This window comes from Pedobacter sp. KBW06, assembly GCF_003852525.1.
Classification (GTDB): Bacteria; Bacteroidota; Bacteroidia; order Sphingobacteriales; family Sphingobacteriaceae; genus Pedobacter.
On record NZ_QAJL01000001.1, the window covers coordinates 2182375 to 2203384 of the forward strand.

A 21010-nucleotide genomic window follows, 5' to 3' on the forward strand; every position below is an offset into this window, starting at 1 on the left:
TTTTAAGCTTTTAATAGGCATTCTCTTCTCCTTTGATCATATTGATGACCGTCATGAAGACAATTTTAACTTCCAGCATTGCCGTCCAGTTTTCCAGATACCAGATGTCGTGCTGTACTCTTTTTTGCATCGCACCATCTTCTTTCGTCTCTCCTCTAAAGCCGTTTACCTGGGCCCAACCGGTGATTCCCGGTTTCAGGAAATGCCGCACCATAAACTGGTTAATGATCGCCCTGTATTCTTCAGTATGGCTTAGCATATGTGGTCTTGGTCCTACTACACTCATGTTTCCCAACAGTACATTGAAGAACTGAGGCAATTCATCAAGGCTGGACTTTCTAAGGAATTTTCCAATTGGCGTGATCCGGTTATCGTCTTTAGTAGCCTGTTTCTTATCACTGTCGTTGTTTACCCTCATGCTTCTGAATTTATAACACCAGAAAGGCTCATCATTTCTGCCGCTTCGCTGCTGCTTAAATAAAACCGGGCCTTTACTTTGCAGTTTAATCAGAATTGCGATCAAAGGATACAACCAGCTCATCAGGAAAATAATGACGCCAAGGCTAAAGATGATGTCAAAAGCGCGTTTTTTAAAGCGGTTACCCACACTTTCCAGAGGCTCCTTTCTCAGCGAGATCACCGGAAATTCATCTCCCACATAACTGATCGTATAAGGTGTAGCCAGGGTGGTCGCCATATCAGGAATAAACTTCACCCTCAGACAATGTTTGTCGGCCACTTCCAGAAAGGTTTTCACCTCCGACATTCGGTGCGGCTCCAGGGAAACATAAATGTCTTTAACCCCACTTAATGCTGCTGTAACCATTTTGGAGATGAACCTTGTCGGCAGGTTTCCATTTTCATCCGCATAGATCCTGCTGCCATCGTCCAGGTAACCATAAAAATCGATATTGTACTGACTGTCCAGGTAATGGGCCAGGCGGCGTCCTGTAGGGTTCACACCAATCAGTGCCACCTTTTTATTGACGTTAAAACGCTGAACCAGGAGGAACTGAAAAGCAGTGCCCAAAAAGCGGTTCAATATAAATGCGCCAAGCAGCAAGGCATAGAATACCACCAGGAAGGTTCTGGAAAATTCCACATCCCTGGAGAAAAGCAGGTACAATGCGAAGCCAATTCCATGAAGCGCAATGCTGCGCCAGGTTCCCCGGTAAATCCGCTCCAGTCGTCTGGAACCATAATCGGTATACAAACCAAAAATTACAGAATTGAACATCCACATCAGGTTACAGACCACCATATAATGCTGCCAAAGCTCATAAGAGACTGTCTTACCCAGATATTCGGTAAGATAATAGGACAAAACATAAATCAAATTGAGCATTACGATATCCGTAATGGGCAAGATGTATTTGAGCAAGTACAAATAACGTGTTTGCATCTGAAATTGGATAAATAGGGTTGAGTTGTTAAGATGCCGTTAATAAATTGTGAGCAAAAAGCCTTCATCTATAAAAACAACCTGAAATATTCAGGTCATTATAACAAACCACTTAACATTTACCAAAACTAGCTTGAATACAGATTCAAAATGTCCCCACAAATAGGTATTTTAAGAAAAACAGCAACATCTTCAGCTCACGATAGGTAGTTTTACAATAAAAAAAAGAAACTACTTATGAAAATTGCGGTAATAGGAACAGGATATGTAGGTTTAGTAACCGGTACATGTCTGGCAGAGACAGGAAACAATGTAATCTGTGTAGACATTGATAAAGTAAAGGTGGAAAAGATGCAAAATGGGATCATTCCCATCTATGAACCTGGCCTTGACACTTTATTTCTAAGAAACATTTCACAAAGGAGACTGAGTTTTACCACCGATCTGTCCCTCGCTGTCGCGGAAGCTCAAATCATTTTTATGGCTTTACCCACCCCTCCGGGTGGAGATGGCAATGCTGATCTTTCCTATATTCTAGGGGCGGCGGCCGATATTTCAAAACTCGTTACCGAATACAAGGTGATTGTCAATAAATCAACCGTTCCGGTAGGTACCGCCGACAAAGTACAGGCTGTTTTTGCGGCAAATACCAATGTAGAAATTGATGTGGTTTCTAACCCTGAGTTTTTACGTGAGGGGGTTGCAGTAGAAGATTTTATGAAACCAGACCGGGTAGTCATTGGCACCAAAAGTGAACGCGCCATTAAACTCATGACCGAGCTCTACGGACCTTATGTAAGACAGGGAAATCCGATCTTATTTATGGATGAAAAGTCTTCGGAGCTCACTAAATATGCGGCAAATTCTTTCCTTGCCACGAAGATCACCTTTATGAACGAGATCGCCAATCTCTGCGAACTCGTTGGTGCTGATGTAGATGCGGTGCGCCGTGGCATTGGTTCTGATGAAAGAATCGGGAAACGTTTTCTTTTCCCGGGTTTGGGTTATGGAGGAAGCTGTTTTCCTAAAGATGTACAGGCACTTTCCAAATCTGCAGAAGAAAACACCTATGATTTTCAGATTCTGAAAGCCGTAATGTCTGTGAACGAAAAACAGAAAACCGTCCTTGTCGATAAAATATTGAAATATTACAACCAGGACATCCGGGGAAAACATTTTGCGCTCTGGGGACTTTCCTTTAAGCCTGAGACCGACGACATCCGTGAGGCACCAGCCCTGTACATCATCGACCTGCTGGTAAAAAATGGCGCCACAGTTACAGCTTTTGATCCTGAAGGAATGGAAAATGTAAAGACCCTGCTTGGCAACAAAATCACCTATGCGGCAAACCAATACAACGCACTGAGAGGTGCTGATGCTTTACTCATCGCCACGGAATGGTCCTTATTTAGAAACCCTGATTTTGACCTGATGGAAGAAAGCCTCGTAAACAAGGTCATCTTCGATGGCCGGAACCTATATGACCTTCAAAAAATGACCGAGCTGGGTTACTACTACAACAGCATTGGCAGAACCCTTATTGAAAACGAAGTGCTTATTGACAACCAATAGATTCATGGATCAAAACAATTATGTACTCATTATGGCCGGCGGCATAGGAAGCCGCTTCTGGCCAAAGAGCCGTGACCATTTTCCGAAACAATTTCTGGACATTTTAGGAACTGGAAAGTCGCTCCTTCAAATCACTTATGCCCGCTTTTTAAAAATATGTCCAGCCGAACATATTTTTATTGTCACCAACAGCCAGTATCAGGAGATTATCCTGGAACAACTAGAAGGGATTTCTGCAGAACAGCTGATTTGTGAGCCGAGCAGAAACAATACCGCGCCCTGCATTGCCTATGCTGCGTTCAAGCTGGCGGAACTTAATCCGGATGCCAATCTGATTGTCGCCCCCTCCGATCATTTTATCTTGTTCGAAGATATCTTTGTAGAACGGCTCAATTTTGCCCTGGCCTACACCCGCAAACATGAAGCTTTAGTGACCCTCGGCATCAGCCCGATCAGGCCAGACACTGGGTATGGATACATACAATACGGAGAAGAAACTGAAAATGGCATTTTTAAAGTCGCGCAGTTTAAAGAAAAACCTACACTCCAAAAGGCACAGGAATACCTGTCGGATGGAAACTACCTCTGGAATGCGGGAATATTTATCTGGAAAGCCAGCACGATCATCACTGCACTAAAAAAATATACGCCGGTTATTCATAATTTATTTGAAAGCGGAAAGGCTTTTTATAACACCGCCGCTGAGCGTGCCTTCATTGATGAAAATTATCCGACTGCTCCGAATATTTCCATAGACTATGCGATTATGGAACAGGCAGACAACATCTACACCATTCCTGCAAACTTTGGCTGGTCTGATCTGGGAACCTGGGCTTCGCTCCATGAAGCCGCAGATAAGGATGCTGAAAATAACGTCATTGCCGCAAAGCAGTTCAACCTGAAAGATACTCAGAACAGCATCATTCACATCAATTCCGACAAGCTCGCCGTGATCCGTGGCCTGGACAATTTTATTGTAGTCGACGATGGCAATGCATTGCTCATCTACCCTAAAGACCAGGAACAGGAGATCAAAGAGGTGGTCAGACAGGTGACGGTAGAATTCGGAGATAGTTTTATTTAAATCCAATCAAAAACAACTACTATGGGTAACAAACGCATACAACCAGTAAAACACGCGCTCTCCGCTCTTGTTTTTCTTTTGACGTTCTCCAGTCAGGTTGATGCGCAAACACCGCAGATCAGATACGAAATAGAAGGCCAAGCAATTGGAACCACAAAAAATGTGGTTCCCTTTTGGATGCGGTCAAATCAGTTTGGCTCCATTCCCCTATCCGGCGTATCAGCATCCTTCATTGGAAGAGCTTACAAAGATTATGAACAATCTAAGCTGGTAGACTGGGCTTTTGGTATCGAAGGAAGGGCCAATGCAGGCAAAGGCTCCAACCTGCAGCTCATTGACGCTTATGCAAAAGTAAAGCTTGGCGTATTTCAGTTCAAAGCAGGCCGGACAAAAGATGTGATAGGGCTCAACGGCGATACGGTATTAAGTTCCGGCAACTTTTCCCTTTCCGGCAATGCTGCCGGCATTCCAAAACTGGAACTGTCCATTCCCGAATATTACCGGGTTCCTGTTTTCGGCGGCCTGTTTTCTTTTAAGGGGAACTTTGTACACGGCTGGCTGGGCAGAACCCAGATCCTGGACAGCATTTCTCCTACCTCCAAAATCACCTATTACATTAATGACCGGAGGCCTAAAAGTTATTTCCACCAGAAATCATTGTACGTCAGGTTGGGTAAGGCAGACTGGAAGCTGGAATTATACGGAGGTTTCAACCATCAGGTATTCTGGGGAAACGAACAGGCGGCCTACGGACCTAATTTCAAGTTATCGCCCGCCGAAACCTTTTTCTATGTAGTCACCGGAAAAGGATATGGTACCAAAGGCGTCCCTACTTCAAAAATCGGAAACCAGCTGGGCTCCATAGACCTGGGCATCGCTTACCATTTCAATGCAGTTAAGGTCATGCTTTATCGTCAGAGTTTTTACGATGTGGGTGCTTTATCCAGGCTTGGAAACATCAATGATGGTCTGAACGGCATTAGCTTTGAAAACAAAAGATATAGGGACAAAACCACTGGCTTTGCCTGGAAGAAAGTTTTATTTGAACTCTTTTATTCCAAGGACCAGGCAGGTTACCCCTGGTCTACCTTCACAAAATCAGGAGATGAAGATTATTACAACAACTTCTATTATGTGAAGGGATGGTCCTACAACGGGCTGGGTTTAGGGAATCCTTTAATTACTCCAAGGCATGATGCCAGGGCCGGACAAGCCATAAAAAAGGCAGATTATTTCATCAACAACAGGGTCGTTGCCTTTCATACCGGACTGAGCGGCAATCTGTACGGCTGGGATTTTATGACCAAGCTGAGCTATTCCCGGAATTACGGGACCTTCGGTACCAGCATTTATGGGAGCTCCACAGGTCATATCAGAAACCCTCAAACGAAGAATATCTTCAAGCCTGTGGAACAATTTTCTTTCTACCTGGAAAGCACAAAAAAGCTGAAGAACGGCTACAGCACAGGATTTGCAGCCGCTCTTGATCAGGGAAAACTCTTAAACAATTCCTTGGGGCTGATCCTTAAACTGAAAAAAGAATTTCGATAAAAACTAACCAAACACTCAATAAAAACCAACCAAATATTACCTGTTTAAAACACCTTTCACTTCTGAAAGGTGTTTTTCGTATTGGTCTACGATCAACTCCCAATCATAAATATTTGTGATTTTAGTGCTGTTTGCCTGAAGCATCGACTGGTATCTGTCTGCTTCATATTTCACCAGGTTTAGCTGATCAGCAACATCCTTAGCATCCTTAAAATAAATGGCATCATTCCCCAGAATATACTTGTTGAATGGATTGTCATTGGCACAAATCAAGCTGTTTGAAGCCATTGCTTCCAATAGGGATGGATTTGTACCACCTACAGTATGCCCGTGAAAATAGATGTTAGAATAGTAACGTAAGCTATTCAGGATATCGATGTTATAAATTCCTCCCGTAAAGCGGATTTGAGGATGGCCGGCATATTTTGTTTTTAAATAATTGCCAAAGTCGGTTTCATGTTTGCCGACGACTAAAAATGGCCTGTCTACCCCTGCCTTTACCACACCATCCAAAATGATTTCAATGCTGTTTTCGGGCTCAAGTCTGGCAATGAGCATGTCGTACTGATAGGCAGAGAGCTGGTAATTTTCAAGTGCCTGCAGTACAGGTTCTGTAAATAATGTTGCCCCATAGGCGATAAAAGTAGAATCCGCATGATACTTTTCCTTCAGGTAATCCTGGATACCAATGGAATCTGAAATGAGGTGATCGCTATACTTTACGCCCAGGCTTTCTGCCCATTGGAGGAACTTTCTTACTTTATTCGAATATTTAGTCCGCTTCCATTCCAGTCCGTCCATATTGGTGGTCACCACGACTTTCTTTGGCAACAACCAGCCCCAGACAGAACCACTGGTATAACCAAGCTGCAGGATCACATCGCATTTGCGCTTTCTGACATCAAGAATACAGTTTAAATCATAAATGAATTGTCCGGCTGTCCCCAGTTTATATTCCGGATCATAGCAATGTTTTAAATCCACCCCCTTCCATTGGTCTTTCTGATAAGGATGGTTGTGGGAATTGTACACCAGCACCTCATGTCCTCTTTTCACTAAACCCAGCGCTAAATATTCTGCACATTGTTCAAATCCCCCATAATGGTTTGGAATGCCCCGGGTTCCAATAATTGCTATTTTCATTGGTATATCTTGTTTTTTTATTCCTGATTGATTTTTTGTATTGTTGTTCTCATTCCTGACCCTAAAATAAATCCTGTATGCCATTCCAGATTCTGTTTGCGATCCCTTCCATTCCAAGATCAGAAGGATGCATTCCCACTCCTTTATCCGTGTATTGCTGAATCGCTGTATTCTTATTTCTTTCCTGATAAAGTCCCTGAAGGTCTACGTATATCCAATTGTTCCGGCTGGCTGTGGTTTTCATGATCTGATCGATATGCTGGTTTGGCCAAAAGCTTCCCACCAGACAGACCTTCAGATTTCTCTCTGCAGAGAGTTCCCGGACCAGTTGTTCCAGGTGATGGTCCAGACCGTTTTTAACGGCCAGTGCATCGTCGATATTTTCGCCAAGCACCAGGATGATCAGGTCTGCATTGAAGTCGCTGAAATCCTTAAAATCACTGACATTGTATTTCCAGAATTGCCTTTCAAAAGTAGCGGCAATATTCCCCGTCTTAAAGCTGGTATTGGGATAAGTACGTTTTATCCTTGATTTCAGGAGGTGCACATAATCTTTCTCTGCACTGCTTGCCGCCATCCCCCAATTGCCGGTCCAGCCAACCGATGCTTTGGCCCCATGCCAGGTGATGCTGTTTCCCAGGATCAATACCTTTGATGGGATAGAATCCCGCCCCTGAATGGCATGAACGGGTAAGCTGGCCCATAACATCAGGCCGCTTAAAACGGTCAAAAAAGTCTTTCTAATCATAGATCCCTTTAATAACACGGGCAGGAACACCCGCAATGATTGAATTTGGCGGCATACTTTTATTCACCACTGCCCCGGCAGCTATGATGGAGTTGTCGCCGATAGCAACTCCTGCAAGGATGGTCACTTTAGCACCGATCCAGCAATTGTCGCCAATGCTGATTTTGGAACGGGTAGTCCCTTGATTTTTGATCAGTTGATTTGGATCGCTATAATTATGATTTTCAGGATGACAGCTAAAATATTGTCCGATGATGGTATTGTTCCCGATGGAAACACCACCAGAGCCACCAATACTGGCAAACTGACCAATCCCAACATGATGTCCGATATGAATGTGTTCTCCCAGGTTGTTAAATGAAGTAGATATGATCAATTGAGAATAAGCCCCAATCCCGGATGAATCGCCGATAATCAGCTTTCCTTTACCAAGGCCACTCAGGTATACCCCATAATCAATCTTCACCCATTTCCCAAAGCGGATATTCTGGCTATTGAAACACCTTACCGCCCCTCCTACAAAGATAAGCCCGGGCTTTTTCAAATGAAACAAGAGAAAAAACACACCCCTCAAAAGATCGAAACTCTTATTCCGGGCCAGGTTAAACAAGGTCCGGTTGCTGAGGTTTTCGTCAAATTGAAAGGAAGGGTTTCTCTTCTTAATGATCGTTTGCAATAGTCTTTTCATCAATATATTTTTTATTTCAGCGCGTCCTTAACGGCATTTAAAAATTTGTTTTGGTACTGTACAGATGGCGTAAGCCAGGCACCTTCCCCATATTCATTCCAGGCATAGATCATGGCGATGTGTTCTGCCGGACCGGCAGGGTCATTTTCCAGTGTCCATTTCTTCAATCCTTTTATAGATTGGTAGACTGAAGCCGGCGAATAACCATCAAAATGAGGAGAAGCTTTTTTCACTTTATTTGTGTCGTCCCATGGACGCGGGTCCCAGTTGAGTGTACTGACCGGCATATAAGGCATTCCCAGTTTTAGAAAACTCCCCCAAACCGATTGTTCTCTCGGGCTTAGCGCAGTGATCGGACTCACAGACTGCCCTGCGATTAAAGTTTGATCATGATAATTGTAACCCGTTAAAAGGTCAAAACCACAAGCTTTGGCCAGGTCTGCATCTGCCTGTTTCGGAGCAACACAAACTGCGATACTCACGCCTCCCAAACCATTGGCTTTTGCATCTGCCCTCAACTGATCCAGGGCAATTTTAATCTTTTCTGCAGTACCAAATTTACTGATCAACATTCTCAGGCTCAGAAAAGTAATCAGAGGTTTCTCCTGAAATTTCAAATAGGCCTCATTTTTAAATAATGTAATCCATATTTTCGAAACCCGCGCCCAATCCTCAGGACCAATCAAATAACCAAAATGATTGGCCACAAGCAGGTTAAACCTCATTCCTTGTCTATCCTTCGCATTGATAAATAAGTTCAGCGCATTGTTCCGGGGATCGGCCACATTCTTTTTAGAAAGCGCGGAATCATACCAGCAAAAACTAAAAAAATCTATGTTTGCTTCCGCAGCAGCAGCCACCTGTTTCCGGATGATTTCCGGCTTACTGGTTACCCAGCCCCATATCGGCTCTCTTCCTTTAAAATCCTCCGTTAATGACCGCGTGATGTGATTGGTTTTCCCTGTCCAGCCGTCAAAATAATAAGCGCCCACCAACAGTTCTTTAGAAGATTTATCCTGAGCATATGCTTCAGCATCCAACATTCCTGTCAGCCCTGTTAAAAGTAAAAATCCGATACCTAGTTTACTGTTCATTGTTTCCGGGTTTATTTGTTAAACGATATCATTCCTGTTTAAACGACTTCATCTTTAAAAACGGAATCCAGCTTTTTATAGAAACCATTTAAGGAAAACTTTTCATCATATGATCTTTTGGCGTTTCTTCCATGTCGCTCCAATAATGTCCTGTCGTCTGCATACTTGCTTAAAGCATTAACAAACGAAATGGTATTATTGGGTTCAAATAAATATCCATTCACCTCATCTTCGATAATTTCAGGCAATCCACCATGATTTGCAGCGATCACAGGTTTGTATAAGCTCATTGCTTCAATGGCAATTCTCCCAAAAGGTTCCGGTTTGGTACTTGGCACAATCACCACATCAGACCAGGCATAGATTTCGGCAGTATCTGTCACAAAATCCAGAAACTCAACCTGTGTGCTCAGGCCCAGATTTTCAACTTTTTTCTTGAGTTGCAGCACCAGATCTTCATTTCCTGCAGAAGTACTGCCCACAATTCTCAGCAGAACCGGAGATGATTTCATTTTCACCAATGATTCAATGGCAAAATCCTGTCCTTTCCAGCCATTGATTCTTCCAATCAGCAAAATGCGGAGCGGATGAACAGGAGTTCTGCTGACCGCAGTGCTGTTTTCCTGCTCAAAACCCTCAAATGCATTATGAATCACCACACTATTGTCCAACTTTTGAAAACTTTTCAAAGTGGAATGAGAATTGAAAATAATTTTTGACCTGGCTTGTTTCAGAAACACCGACAATACCTTTCCCAGCAGCTTACCCGGAATTTCCCTGATGTGGATGATTTTCATTTGATGAAGAAAAGGTGCCAGCAGGTAAAAATCCAGAATTACTGAAGTATTGGCATACACCACATCATACTCATTGAACAATTTCTTTTTGGCCTGAAACTGGAATAAAGGAAAAATGATTTTTCCCCATTGCAGTTTCATCAGATAAGTTTTGCTCAATAAAGAAAGCGTCAGGTATTTGATGTCAACATTTAATTTTTCCAGTTCAGCAACCAATGGTCCGGTACGTGGAAGGACAACGGTTATTTTTTGATAATCGCCAGACTGGTCCAGGTATTTGATGACCTGTAAAAAGCTTCTGTCTGAACCATACATATCCGCACTCTGGTGTACACAAATAATTTTCATTGGTATATATTTTAACAGTGATCCATTTATTTCAGAAACCTCAGGTCCTGATATTTCAGCGCCAGTTTTAAGGAAACCGCCTTACTATAAAAATAAGCCAGAACAAGCGCTACAGGCCGGTCAGACAAAATCTTGGGCCAGGTTCCTTTTAAATTCCTAAACCGGCTCAACATGACATCAGCTGAGGGATTAGACCACAACACGGTATCATGATCAAACCTGACCCTCAGGACATACAATTGCTTTTCGAATTTTGAGAACCTCAACATGAAACTCGTATCAATTCCATACAGGTTCAGGCGTTCATCAAATTTCATGTGATGGGCCAGGAATACTTTGACAGAGATGACCATGCCACTGGTAATCGCCAGTACATTTTTTGCCGGGATGACTCCGGTCTGTATTTTTTTCCAGTGTTTCCCTTTGAAATAAACAAAGGAACCCGGGCTCACCACTTTTCTATTGTTGATCACAATCGGAAGAAAAAGAGAAATGTCTGGGAAGCCCAGGATCGCAGCATTTAATTTATCAAAATAATACTCAGGAAATTCAGAATCCTGATCCAGCAATAAGGCATAATCATAAGTGTTCGAGCGCAGGACCTGGTTGTATAATTTCGACAACCAGACATTTTCGGGAGTGGAGATGTATTGAAACTGACCAAAGGACGCAGACAGCCCTGCAAGCTCCTGCTCCGAAGCAGGTTCCGGACTGTTGTCCCAAACCACCAGTTCCAGATCAAACAGTGTTCTATTTTGCAATAACAAATGACTAATCGTCGGAGATGCTGAAATTGTCTTTTTATAAAGCACCACTAAAACAATTAATTTCGGTTTGAGGGATTCCCCTTTGTTCATCGTAGCTTTCATCTCTTTTCCGCTTAGTTGTACATGGCCAGTCTCCGGTCAATCAGTTTCTCATAAGAATTCTCCACACTTAACGTGTTTCGGGCATTCGTCATCAACCGGTGTCCTAAATCTTTACTTTCTAAAATTTTCGCAATAGAAGAACAGAATTCCTGAGGCGTATTGCCAATCAGACAATCGTGTCCGTTTTTAAAACAGAGTCCTTCTACCCCAACTTCTGTAGATACGAATGGAACGCCCGCATTTACAGCTTCAATAATTTTCATTCTGATGCCGCTTCCAATACGGATAGGGACGATAAATATGCTGTCCGTCAATTCTTCATACAAGTCTTCCACATATCCCGGGAAACTCACCGCATCCAACAATCCCGCATAGCGGTCAATCGTCGCCTGATGCCATTTACCGATCACCGTCAATTTTAAATCCGGATATTCCGACTTTAAAGGCATCCAGCAATTCATCAAAAACCAGTCTACTCCTTCCTTATTGGGAAAATGATCTTCCCCACCCAGGAATACCAGTTTACTTGCCGATGAAAAATCGTTTGCGGATTTACCCGCTTTTATCGGCACAGGAGAAGAAACCAGAAGTGGCTTTTTAATGTCTTTTTCCAGGATCAGCTTATCTACTTCTGAAAGCGTACAAACCATATCGTATTTCTCCAGGGCAGACAATTCAAACTTCTTATTTCTCCGGTATACCCATTTTAAAAAGCCGGATTTGAAACTAAAGAGTTCGAGCTCTCTTTTTTCCCTGACGAAGCGAAGCTCATGATGAACAAAGATCCGGTAGGAGCTCCGGGGAATATATCTGGCAAAAGAAATCAGCTGGTGAAATTCAACCTGAACATATTCAAAACTATCTTCCAGCAAGACATCCCTGAAATGGTCGATAAATCCTCTTGGAAATCCGAAGCTTTTCGACCTGAAAAGCGTGGTATTTTGTTGCAGCAATTTATCCAGAACGGTTTTACAACCCAGGAAAAAAACGCCCTTACCAATTAAGCGGTTAACAAACTCAGAAAAACGAAATAAGACGGAACCTAATCGATCAGAAATGGTTTTCTTAGTGATCAGGTAAGGTTTAAAATTTACATTTTTCCACATTTTTTTGAGCTCCTCCAGATCTTTCTGATCCTCGGGCTTCATGGTAAAAACAAGGGTCACCTTAAATTGATGACGCAATTCATTATTGAATTCAAATTGAGCTATTCTTCCACCAGAATTTAGAGGGAATGGCATATAGGGGGTAACAATCAGTATATTCCTCATTGGTCTCTGTATTTAATTGAAAAAAAAGTGATAAAAAGAAATATTGGCAAAATGGCTGTTGAAAAGGGAGCCCAACCTGTTAGACCGTAAATGATGTAGGCGACAAAAAGGCCGACTAAAGTAAGCGAGAGGACTTCATTATGCCCCTCCTTAATTTCTTTCTTTGCTTTAATGATGTTACCAAATAAAAAATAGACCCATAAAAGGATTCCGACAATCCCGATTTCACTCAGGATGATCAAATGAATATTATGTATGGGATTGACCGAAAAGAAGTCGTCCATCGTGATCTGATTTACGATCCCCAAATGTTGTGAAATGTAGGAAAGGTGGGCATTCAGCCCTACGCCAATAATTGGCGAAGTTTCAAAAATATGGAATGCCATTAACCAGTGCACCATCCTGTTGTCGTACTGATCCGAAGAGTCGCTTTGAAGGAACAGTTCACTCAGTGGAGAGTAGGCGATCAGGTAAACCAGCGCCAATACGGTTGGCACTACAAATTTTAAAATATTGCCAATGGAAAAGATATTTTTATGGGCGTTCTTGTCTATGTAATAGCAGGAGAACAGCGTAATGATTAAAGCCAGATAAGAAGTTCTGGAATAGGTAAGGAATAAAGTAAGCACACAAATTCCCAGACAGATGGCACTTGCCTTTCTTCTGAAATTATACAAATAGGTCGCCAGAAAAAAAGAAGAAGCAACCACCATAAAAAGGGCCAGTCTTCCCGGATGGTTAAAGAAACCAACAGCCCCGCTCCTGGTATCCAACCGGGTTGCCCAGATTTCTGCAGATTCATGAAAGAGCTTCGTCACCGCTGATATTCCCAGAACAGGGAAACAGATGGCCAGGAAAAACTGGCTATAAGCCAGCCATTTTAAGCCATCAAAAAGGCCGTTAACCACATCAGATTCACTCAGAAAACTACTCAGCAATTTGAATAAAAGAATATTTGATAAAAAAAAGATGGCCAATACCCAGGTTCCGGTATAAAAGGAATTGTAAGGATTGAGAAAAGAGATGATCAAGAGCACACAAAAGCCATTGACCCAATGGTTGAGTTTAAAGGAATAATTTATAAACCTCCGTTTCGCATAAGGCAGTACGGCTATTATTAAACCGATACACAAAGAGATGATATAGATCGGCTGTACGGTGCCAGCAATATCATTCAGCTTTGGCGTATTCAGGGCTTTTCCAAATTCAAAGGGGATGCAGAATATAAAAAAACTGACCCATAAAAATTTAGTATCCTTTTTTTTAGTCTTAAGGATAACCGTTCTGAAAAGATAAATGGAGATTATAATAAATAATAGAATCCCTTTACCCATGGGTATAGTTGTTACTTGTTTCTAGTTTAACCTTCTGTATGTTCTTTTTAACGCTGTTTTCTATCGCTGCAAAGTTTTTAGTGAAGAGTCTGATCTTCTCTTTTGATTCGCTCAGCTTATCATAATCAATCAGGCAGCTGTTCGGATCCACATCGAACAACTTCACCATTCCCTCGAATTTATTCGCATAGGACACACCAAACATTGGTTTGGAAAACGTCAGCCCTGAGATGCCTAAATGCATTCTGCCGGTGATGGTAAAATCAACCAGGGAAACATAGCCCTTCAGTTCTACTCCATTTCTGATTTGGTCTGTATAGAAGCAATCCACAGATTTAGCCCCAAAGTATTCGTTCAGAATACTGCTAAAGGTGCTATCGCTCGCCTCATCACAAATCGGTCTGATGTCGTGGTAAAGAAAGACAAAAGCATAATCCCCAACCGCTAAAAAGCCTTCCAGCAATTGCTTAAAGCCCGACAGATAGTTCTCAAATCCGATTTTCTTCGCCTGAATTGCATTCGGGCAAACGCCGATGATGGACTTTCCTTTTGCCTTGGCTGCGGCAACCCATGTTTTGTAGTCCTCATAGGTTTTACTTTGATAACTTGCCGGAACATCGGGGCAGATAAAAGCGATGTCATTGGTTAAGATCAGCTGTTCTGCGGGAATAAAATCTTTCATTCTCACATAAGACTCCACATCTCTGATTTTTAACCTCACGTTTTTAGCTACCTTAATGAATTTAGCTTTAACCACCGGAAGGATATTTTTACTCACACTGAATCCGGAAATCTGTGCCTTAACCCCGATGCGGTTTGCCAGCTCAATGACCCTCAGCCTGTTGATCGAATTATGAACACGATAGGTTCCGTCCATGATGTCGGCCCCAATCACGTAAACCAGGGAACAGTTTTTAATCAGGAACAGGAGTTTTAAAAAATTAACCCGATCGTCAAAGCCATCGATAAATTCTATATTCTTATTGATCGTCTTATAATCTTCCCGGATGATCTTGTATCCGTTTAAAATGCAGACCGGTGTACCATTTGCGAAATTGTTCATGAAACTGGTAATCATGATATCCTCGCCAAAACCACCATTCAGGTTCGCAGCAGGCAGCACCAAAATTTTGTTTGGGTCCTTTCCGGCCTTTATAAAAAGGGAACAGAAAGAGGCCACAGACCAGAAAAACTCAACATATAACCCCTTAAATTGCTGCTTCAAATTGCTCATCGCTTAAAAATTAATATATATATCCTATTACCTTACTTCAACTATATCCGCCAGAGGCTTGCGCTCAGAAATGGCCACTTTGAAATCATCTTTCAGATTTCCTACCGCCAGAAACATGATTGGAACACAGTCGCTGTCCATCTGCATGGATGCTTTAAAAGCTTCATACTGTTTCACCGCATAACTTGTATTCAGACAGCAGACTCCCAGTCCTTCTGCATGAAGCGCCAATACGATCGACATCGCCATCATTCCTCCATCGATAAAAACCTGGTTCCGCTCATAGGCAAAAAACGAAGACAGCTTGCCAGTGATGACGATCAATGAACTGATGTGTTCGCCAAAGCCCCGGTTTCCGTTCTGCACATTCAGTAGTCTTTTCTTCAGCTCCGCATTAGAATGTTCAATCACATAAACCTTCCATGCCTGACGGTTACACACCGATGGTGTATATCTCGCGGTATCAATTGCATTTAAAATCAGCTGTGTATCCACCGGCTCTTCTGAAAAATCCCGAACGCTATGTCTGGATTTAAAGAAACTGCTGTAATCAAAATTCAGTGTTTCGGTGATTTCAGTTTTAGGGATAATTTTGGTTCCTCCGGTTTTTCCGGCAGATGATTCATCACACCTAACCAACAGGTTTTCCAGCTTCCTGGATAAGTCGGCCGGAATCTGACGATACGGTGCATCATAATTCAGGTACTCCCTCAGGGTAAAGGCCGTGATAGACGTAACCGAATCTATCCCATAGCCATTAATGTATTCTTCCACCACATCGGCCAGCGCAGAAATCCGCGCCGCACCAAAACCCGGGCGCGGTTCCAGCAATGCCAGCCCTTTTTCTATGGCGTGATATTCTTTGATGATATAGGCCTGCATCATCTCTTTACTCCTCAATTTAAACGAAGCAGATTCCCTGTTAAATTTCCGGTAATCATAGACGAAATCTTTGATAATCGACAACTGGGTTTGCTTCGACCGATAGAACCTTTTGGCAGATTTCGGAACGATCTTTTTTAGGATACTTTTCATACTTGGTACAGACTACACGTGATTAAATTGTTTCTTTGGGTTCAGTTTATGGATCAACTGATTCGTTATTTTATGAATGATTTCTTTCTCATCATCACATAAGCCAAAAAGGTAAATGCTGGTCACGAAGACAAAAACACCGCTCACACCTGTAAAGACAAACCTCCATCCGAAATGAACATAGGTCACACTTAAATAACAGGTCAGGATCAGCAAAGAAAGTGGAATGACCACTTTATAAATCACATTGGAAAAGTATAGCGGAATGGACAACCCGGCTATATTTTTCAAAAAAAACAGGCGCAATGTACAGGCAATCACTTCTATCAGACAATAACCAATAAATACGGTATAAACGGGATATCCCAATTTCAAGAGCAGGTAAGCAAGCGGCAATGCCAGCAATAAAACAGAGCCCACCACTGCCTGGTAAACTTTAACCTTTCCGGTGGCCTGTACTGCCGACTGCAAACCGATCGTCAGCTGATTGATTAAAGTTGCACACAACATTAAGGAGCAAAAAGACGCCGTATATTCAGGTACATTATTCAACCACAAATGAAGGATGGCTTTCATTTCAAAAATGCAGGGAACCGCAGCAAAAGCAAGCAGGAAGAACCCGAACTTACTTCCAATCATGGAAAGACGGAGCATTTTCTCCCGGTTTTCCGCACCTTCACTTTTCATGATTTGGGGATTGATGGCCCGTAACAGAGTTAAGGAAAAGAAATTCAACTGGGCTGCTACCTGATTCGCAATGGCATAAGCCGCATTGACCACTGTTCCAAAAAAAACATTTAGTAAAATGGCCAGCCCCTGTGCCCTTCCCAGCGAACATAAAGAACCAAACAGGTTCCATCCCGCAAAGGAAGTCAGCTCTTTCATCATTTTTTTATCCACCGAAAAAAGCCCTTCCAGCGTACAGTCTTCATATTTACCAAAACAATACACCGCATACAGCAAAAAGCTCGCAATGCTTATTCCGGCCGTCAGTAAACCATAGACCGACAATTTATCCTGAGCCACCACATACAATACATAGGCTATCGCCAGTTTCAATAGTGTCTCCACCACATTCACCACTGCCACCCAAAGCATATTTTCATGCGCCACCAGGGAGCCTGTAAAAGGGACCGCCACGATAGTAAAAAATACCGTAACCGACATAAAATGATAGATCAGCCTCGCTACCGCTATCCGATCTGCAGGAATGTTCAGAAAGCCATTAAAGAGAAAGAACCCGGAAACTTCCAGTACCAGCACCATCAGTAAACCGATCCCGATGTGCAGGAGCAGGCTATTGGTAAAAACCCGTTTTTGCATGTTCAGGTCATTTTTCCCCTGGAAGAAAGAGAGAAACCTTTGCGTAGAAGTAGCCATTGCCGTATTCAAAAAAGACAACATGGCAATTACCCCGGCAACGAGGTTAAACACCCCATAATCAACCGAACCCAAAGCGTTCAAGACCAGCCTGGTGGAATACAAGGAAATCCCCATTGTTATTAACATCCTGGCATACAATATGCCCGTGTTGACCACCACCTTATTTGCTGATTTCATTTGAAATTATTTTTTTATTTTAAACAGTTTGCTAAAAAAACCTAACTCTTTACCATCCACATCATAGTTGCCATAGCTGTATCCGTAACCATAACCTTTGGTGGCTTTGATGTCGTTGACCACAATGCTCAACCCTTTCATTTTCTGACTTGCCGACAGGTCGTCCACAATATTCAATTGTTGTTTCAGCGTATAGTTTTGTCGCACCAGGTACAGGCAGACATCTGAATAGGAAGCCAGCAACTGGGCATCAGTCACAATCCCTACCGGCGGCGCATCGATGATGATGTAATCAAACTGCTGCTTCAATTCCTGCATCAGCGTTTTTGTTCTTTCGCTCAGCAGCAATTCCGCAGGATTGGGTGGAATCGGCCCTGAGCTCACCACAAACAGATTTTCCTGAAGTTTCAATGGCTTCACAATATCATTGCCCGTCATTTCCGGATTGGTCACATAATTGGTAAAACCGATCGGGTTGGAGATCTCCAGCTTGGCAGAAAGACCAGGCTTACGTAAATCCAGTTCCATCAGCAGCACTTTCTTATTCGTCAGCGCCAGAATCTGCCCCAGGTTAATGGCCACAAATGATTTTCCTTCCCCGGACATGCTGCTCGTTAACAGAATTACTTTCTCATCGCTATTCTTAAAGAAGAAAGAAAGATTGGTCCGCAATGCCCTGAACTGCTCTGATATGGCAGATCTGGAACTGTTGGCCACCACCATATTGTCGTTTCCTTCGTCATGACTGATCTCTCCGATGATCGGCACCTGGGTAATCCTGATGATGTCTTCTTTGGTTTGAATTTTATCATTCAACAAATCTTTCACATACATCAGTCCCAGAGGAATCACCATACCGGCCACCAATCCAAATAAATAGACCACCATTCTTTTCGGACTAAAAGGCTTCACTTCAGACTTGGGGGGGTCTATGGTTTTGGAGTTCGCAATATTAGACGTCTTAGAAATGGCGGTCTCTTCACTTTTCTGCATCAGAAAAATATAAAGCTCTTGTTTGATCTGCTGTTGTCTGGCCAGGTTTAAATAGTTTCTTTCCACTTTTGGAACATTGCGGACCTGTCCTTCCGCTTTTTTCATTTGACCATTGATCCGGTTCCTGGTGATGAGAAATCCATTCAGTGTCGTGGAAATATTAGATTCAATATCCGCTCTGGCATTGGCAATTTCTTTATCCATCAACTGGATTCCAGGATTGGCTTCGGTTACCCCGATCAGGCGCCTTGCCCGCTCCAGGGTTAAGGAATTGTATTTCTCTACCGCTCCGTTAAAAACCAGATCTGCAGGAATGAGTGAACTTGGCAATACCCTTTTATTCTTACCCTCATCTTTCAGGTATTCCTGCAGACTTTTAAGGATGCTGATCTGGGTTTCTATTTTACTGAGGTCATTTACATATTGCCCGGTAGTTTGTACCAGCAATTTAGACTGCTCGGTCATATCCGCCAGGTTGTTTTCCTGCTTAAAATTCTGAATATTTCCTTCCAGTCCCCCCAGTTCCCCGCCGATATAAGCCAGGCGGTTTTGGATGAATTTCACGGTACTGTCGGCCACCTCATTTTTATCCGTCAGGTTGGCCTGCACATATTTTTCGATGAGTTTACTCAGGATGTCTTCTCCCTTTTTAGGAATCGCATGTGTTAAACTCAGGTCGATGATCGTCACCTGTTTATTTTTAACTTCCACGGTAATTGCATCCATCAGCGCAATCACTTTAGAATCCACAGACATGATGTTAAATGCATATTTTTCTTCCAGAGCAGGAACTGCAGTTCCTTTAATGATCTGTACAACCCCCACAAAAGGAATGGTAAAAGAACGGTCCAAAGCCACCAGGGTATCTATACCGTCGGCACTTACTGCTACCAGGTCATTTTTTAGAAAGCTGACATCCACATCTGTGGCCTTGATGGTATCTGCAGCTGCAACCACCTTTACCTGATAGGGAGATTCATAGAGCTCTACTTTTTTCAGTGTCCCCTTTCTGTAATAGGTGATGTTGAGGTTCATATCTTTCACCACCTGTTCCATCAGGTACCTTGTTTTCAGGATTTCGGCTTCATTATCAACCGTACTTTTGGTTCCTAAAATTCCTCCTAAATCTCCCAGAAGGTCTCCTCCTCCGGACAATCCTGCCCCCTTTTTCTCATCGTTCACCAATACCCTTGCAGAAATTTTATAATTGGGCGTTTTGTAGCGCACATATAGATTAGCACATGCCAGGCAGACCAATACCGATAAAGCAATCCAATACCAATTTGCAAGGACTCTCGACAGGATTTGCTTTAAATCCAATCCTTCGATGTCTTCATGTGCAGTTTTATATTCTGAAATCGTGTTCTTCATTTAATATTGCATAGATGTTAGCATGATACTATTTGTTAAAGCCTTGAGAACAATACGATCAAGACTGAGAGGGCAGTTCCGATAACGGCGAAAGTTTGGGTTCTGGCCTGGTTCAGAGAAGCTGCCTTGCCTTTGTTAGGCTCCACATAAATCACATCGTTCTGTTTCAGGTAATAAAACGGGCTGTTAAAGACCTGGGAAGAATTCAGGTCCAGTCTGGCGAATTCTTTTTTGCCATCGATGTCCCTGATGAGTAAGATGTTCTCTCTTTTTCCAAAAATGGTGAGGTCGCCCGCCATTCCCAGTGCGTCTAAAACACTTACTTTTTCATTTGGCAGGACATAAGAAGCAGGCCTGGCCACCTCTCCCAATACAGTCACCTTGAAATTCGCATAGCGAACCTGTACGTTTGGATCCCTGTAAACCACAGCTGCCTTGCTTTTTATCAATTCTCTGGCTTCATAAGTGGTTAATCCGGCTACTTTAACCTTTCCTACCACAGATATATCGATCTCTCCGTTTTTATCGACCAGGAAACCACTTGCTGAAGAAAGTCCTGCCGGATTAGCCGACTGAATTGACGCCGTTACCGTCTGACCTGCCAGTTGATTTACCGGCATCGAGGTTGCAGCATCAATAGTTACAATAGAAATTGACAGAATATCGTCAGAGTGGATGGTTAATTCTTTAAATTCACCTGTTTTAGCAAACAAAGACCTGCCGCCTGCATCTATATCCTGGAAATAAGGAACTTTTTTAGTGACAGAACAGGAACTTAACAGAAAAACAGAGAAAATAATTAAAAAATTCAGGTATTTTTTTGTTAACATTAATTTAATCATAGCTTTTTCTTTCTAAAAAAACCGCCTAACCAGCAGAATTCCGTAAAAGCAAAACTAAATGATTTAAATTTCAG

The 21010-nt window shown here is 42.6% G+C and carries 17 protein-coding genes; 3 read left to right on the forward strand and 14 right to left on the reverse strand.

Annotated features, from left to right (window positions below; translation table 11 throughout):
* Positions 1-10: 10 nt before the first annotated feature.
* On the reverse strand, positions 11-1402 hold the full coding sequence (locus DBR43_RS08950; protein ID WP_124579880.1) for an undecaprenyl-phosphate glucose phosphotransferase: 1392 nt from the start codon (positions 1400-1402) through the stop codon (positions 11-13).
* A 237-nt stretch (positions 1403-1639) separates the two neighbouring features.
* Here DBR43_RS08950 and DBR43_RS08955 point away from each other — a divergent pair, with 237 nt between their 5' ends.
* From DBR43_RS08955 to DBR43_RS08965, 3 genes are read left to right on the forward strand one after another with little or no spacing between them, the layout of a single operon-like run.
* Complete coding sequence (locus DBR43_RS08955) at positions 1640-2974, forward strand: UDP-glucose dehydrogenase family protein (RefSeq protein WP_124579882.1); 1335 nt, start codon at positions 1640-1642, stop codon at positions 2972-2974.
* Positions 2975-2978: 4 nt separating this feature from the next.
* Positions 2979-4058 carry a mannose-1-phosphate guanylyltransferase gene (locus DBR43_RS08960; RefSeq protein WP_124579884.1) on the forward strand — a complete coding sequence of 360 codons (1080 nt, stop codon included), beginning with the start codon at positions 2979-2981 and terminating at the stop codon, positions 4056-4058.
* Positions 4059-4079: 21 nt separating this feature from the next.
* Complete coding sequence (locus DBR43_RS08965) at positions 4080-5609, forward strand: capsule assembly Wzi family protein (protein WP_124579886.1); 1530 nt, start codon at positions 4080-4082, stop codon at positions 5607-5609.
* A gap of 36 nt (positions 5610-5645) precedes the next feature.
* On the opposite strand, the gene DBR43_RS08970 is transcribed toward DBR43_RS08965, so the two are convergent.
* The 13 genes from DBR43_RS08970 to DBR43_RS09030 form a co-directional block, all read right to left on the reverse strand.
* The gene (locus DBR43_RS08970) at positions 5646-6752 is read right to left on the reverse strand and encodes a DUF1972 domain-containing protein (RefSeq protein ID WP_124579888.1); all 1107 of its coding nucleotides are present in this window, start codon (positions 6750-6752) and stop codon (positions 5646-5648) included.
* A 61-nt stretch (positions 6753-6813) separates the two neighbouring features.
* Positions 6814-7500 carry an SGNH/GDSL hydrolase family protein gene (locus DBR43_RS08975; RefSeq protein ID WP_124579890.1) on the reverse strand — a complete coding sequence of 229 codons (687 nt, stop codon included), beginning with the start codon at positions 7498-7500 and terminating at the stop codon, positions 6814-6816.
* On the reverse strand, positions 7493-8188 hold the full coding sequence (locus tag DBR43_RS08980; protein ID WP_124579892.1) for an acyltransferase: 696 nt from the start codon (positions 8186-8188) through the stop codon (positions 7493-7495). Before DBR43_RS08980 ends, DBR43_RS08975 begins: the two co-directional genes overlap by 8 nt.
* Positions 8189-8199: 11 nt before the next feature.
* Positions 8200-9282, reverse strand: a complete 1083-nt coding sequence (locus DBR43_RS08985) for a glycoside hydrolase family 99-like domain-containing protein (RefSeq protein WP_124579894.1) — start codon at positions 9280-9282, stop codon at positions 8200-8202.
* Positions 9283-9320: 38 nt separating this feature from the next.
* On the reverse strand, positions 9321-10427 hold the full coding sequence (locus tag DBR43_RS08990) for a glycosyltransferase family 4 protein (RefSeq protein ID WP_124579896.1): 1107 nt from the start codon (positions 10425-10427) through the stop codon (positions 9321-9323).
* A gap of 26 nt (positions 10428-10453) precedes the next feature.
* Positions 10454-11296: a glycosyltransferase gene (locus tag DBR43_RS08995; RefSeq protein ID WP_124579897.1), complete on the reverse strand. Its 843-nt coding sequence runs from the start codon at positions 11294-11296 to the stop codon at positions 10454-10456.
* 11 nt (positions 11297-11307) lie between these two features.
* A complete protein-coding gene (locus DBR43_RS09000; protein WP_124579899.1) occupies positions 11308-12567 on the reverse strand; it encodes a glycosyltransferase in 1260 nt (419 codons plus the stop codon).
* Positions 12564-13901, reverse strand: coding sequence for an O-antigen ligase family protein (locus DBR43_RS09005; protein ID WP_124579901.1), 1338 nt, complete (start codon positions 13899-13901; stop codon positions 12564-12566). Before DBR43_RS09005 ends, DBR43_RS09000 begins: the two co-directional genes overlap by 4 nt.
* The gene (locus tag DBR43_RS09010; protein WP_124579903.1) at positions 13894-15135 is read right to left on the reverse strand and encodes a polysaccharide pyruvyl transferase family protein; all 1242 of its coding nucleotides are present in this window, start codon (positions 15133-15135) and stop codon (positions 13894-13896) included. The genes DBR43_RS09005 and DBR43_RS09010 overlap by 8 nt, the downstream gene beginning before the upstream one ends.
* A 27-nt stretch (positions 15136-15162) precedes the next feature.
* On the reverse strand, positions 15163-16170 hold the full coding sequence (locus DBR43_RS09015) for a nitroreductase family protein (protein ID WP_124579905.1): 1008 nt from the start codon (positions 16168-16170) through the stop codon (positions 15163-15165).
* Between the two features lie 12 nt (positions 16171-16182).
* The gene (locus DBR43_RS09020; RefSeq protein WP_124579906.1) at positions 16183-17730 is read right to left on the reverse strand and encodes an MATE family efflux transporter; all 1548 of its coding nucleotides are present in this window, start codon (positions 17728-17730) and stop codon (positions 16183-16185) included.
* A 6-nt stretch (positions 17731-17736) separates the two neighbouring features.
* Positions 17737-20094: a GumC family protein gene (locus DBR43_RS09025; RefSeq protein ID WP_124579908.1), complete on the reverse strand. Its 2358-nt coding sequence runs from the start codon at positions 20092-20094 to the stop codon at positions 17737-17739.
* Between the two features lie 35 nt (positions 20095-20129).
* Positions 20130-20924 (reverse strand): polysaccharide biosynthesis/export family protein, encoded by a 795-nt coding sequence (locus tag DBR43_RS09030; RefSeq protein ID WP_233602914.1) that lies wholly within the window; start codon positions 20922-20924, stop codon positions 20130-20132.
* Between the last annotated feature and the right edge of the window lie 86 nt (positions 20925-21010).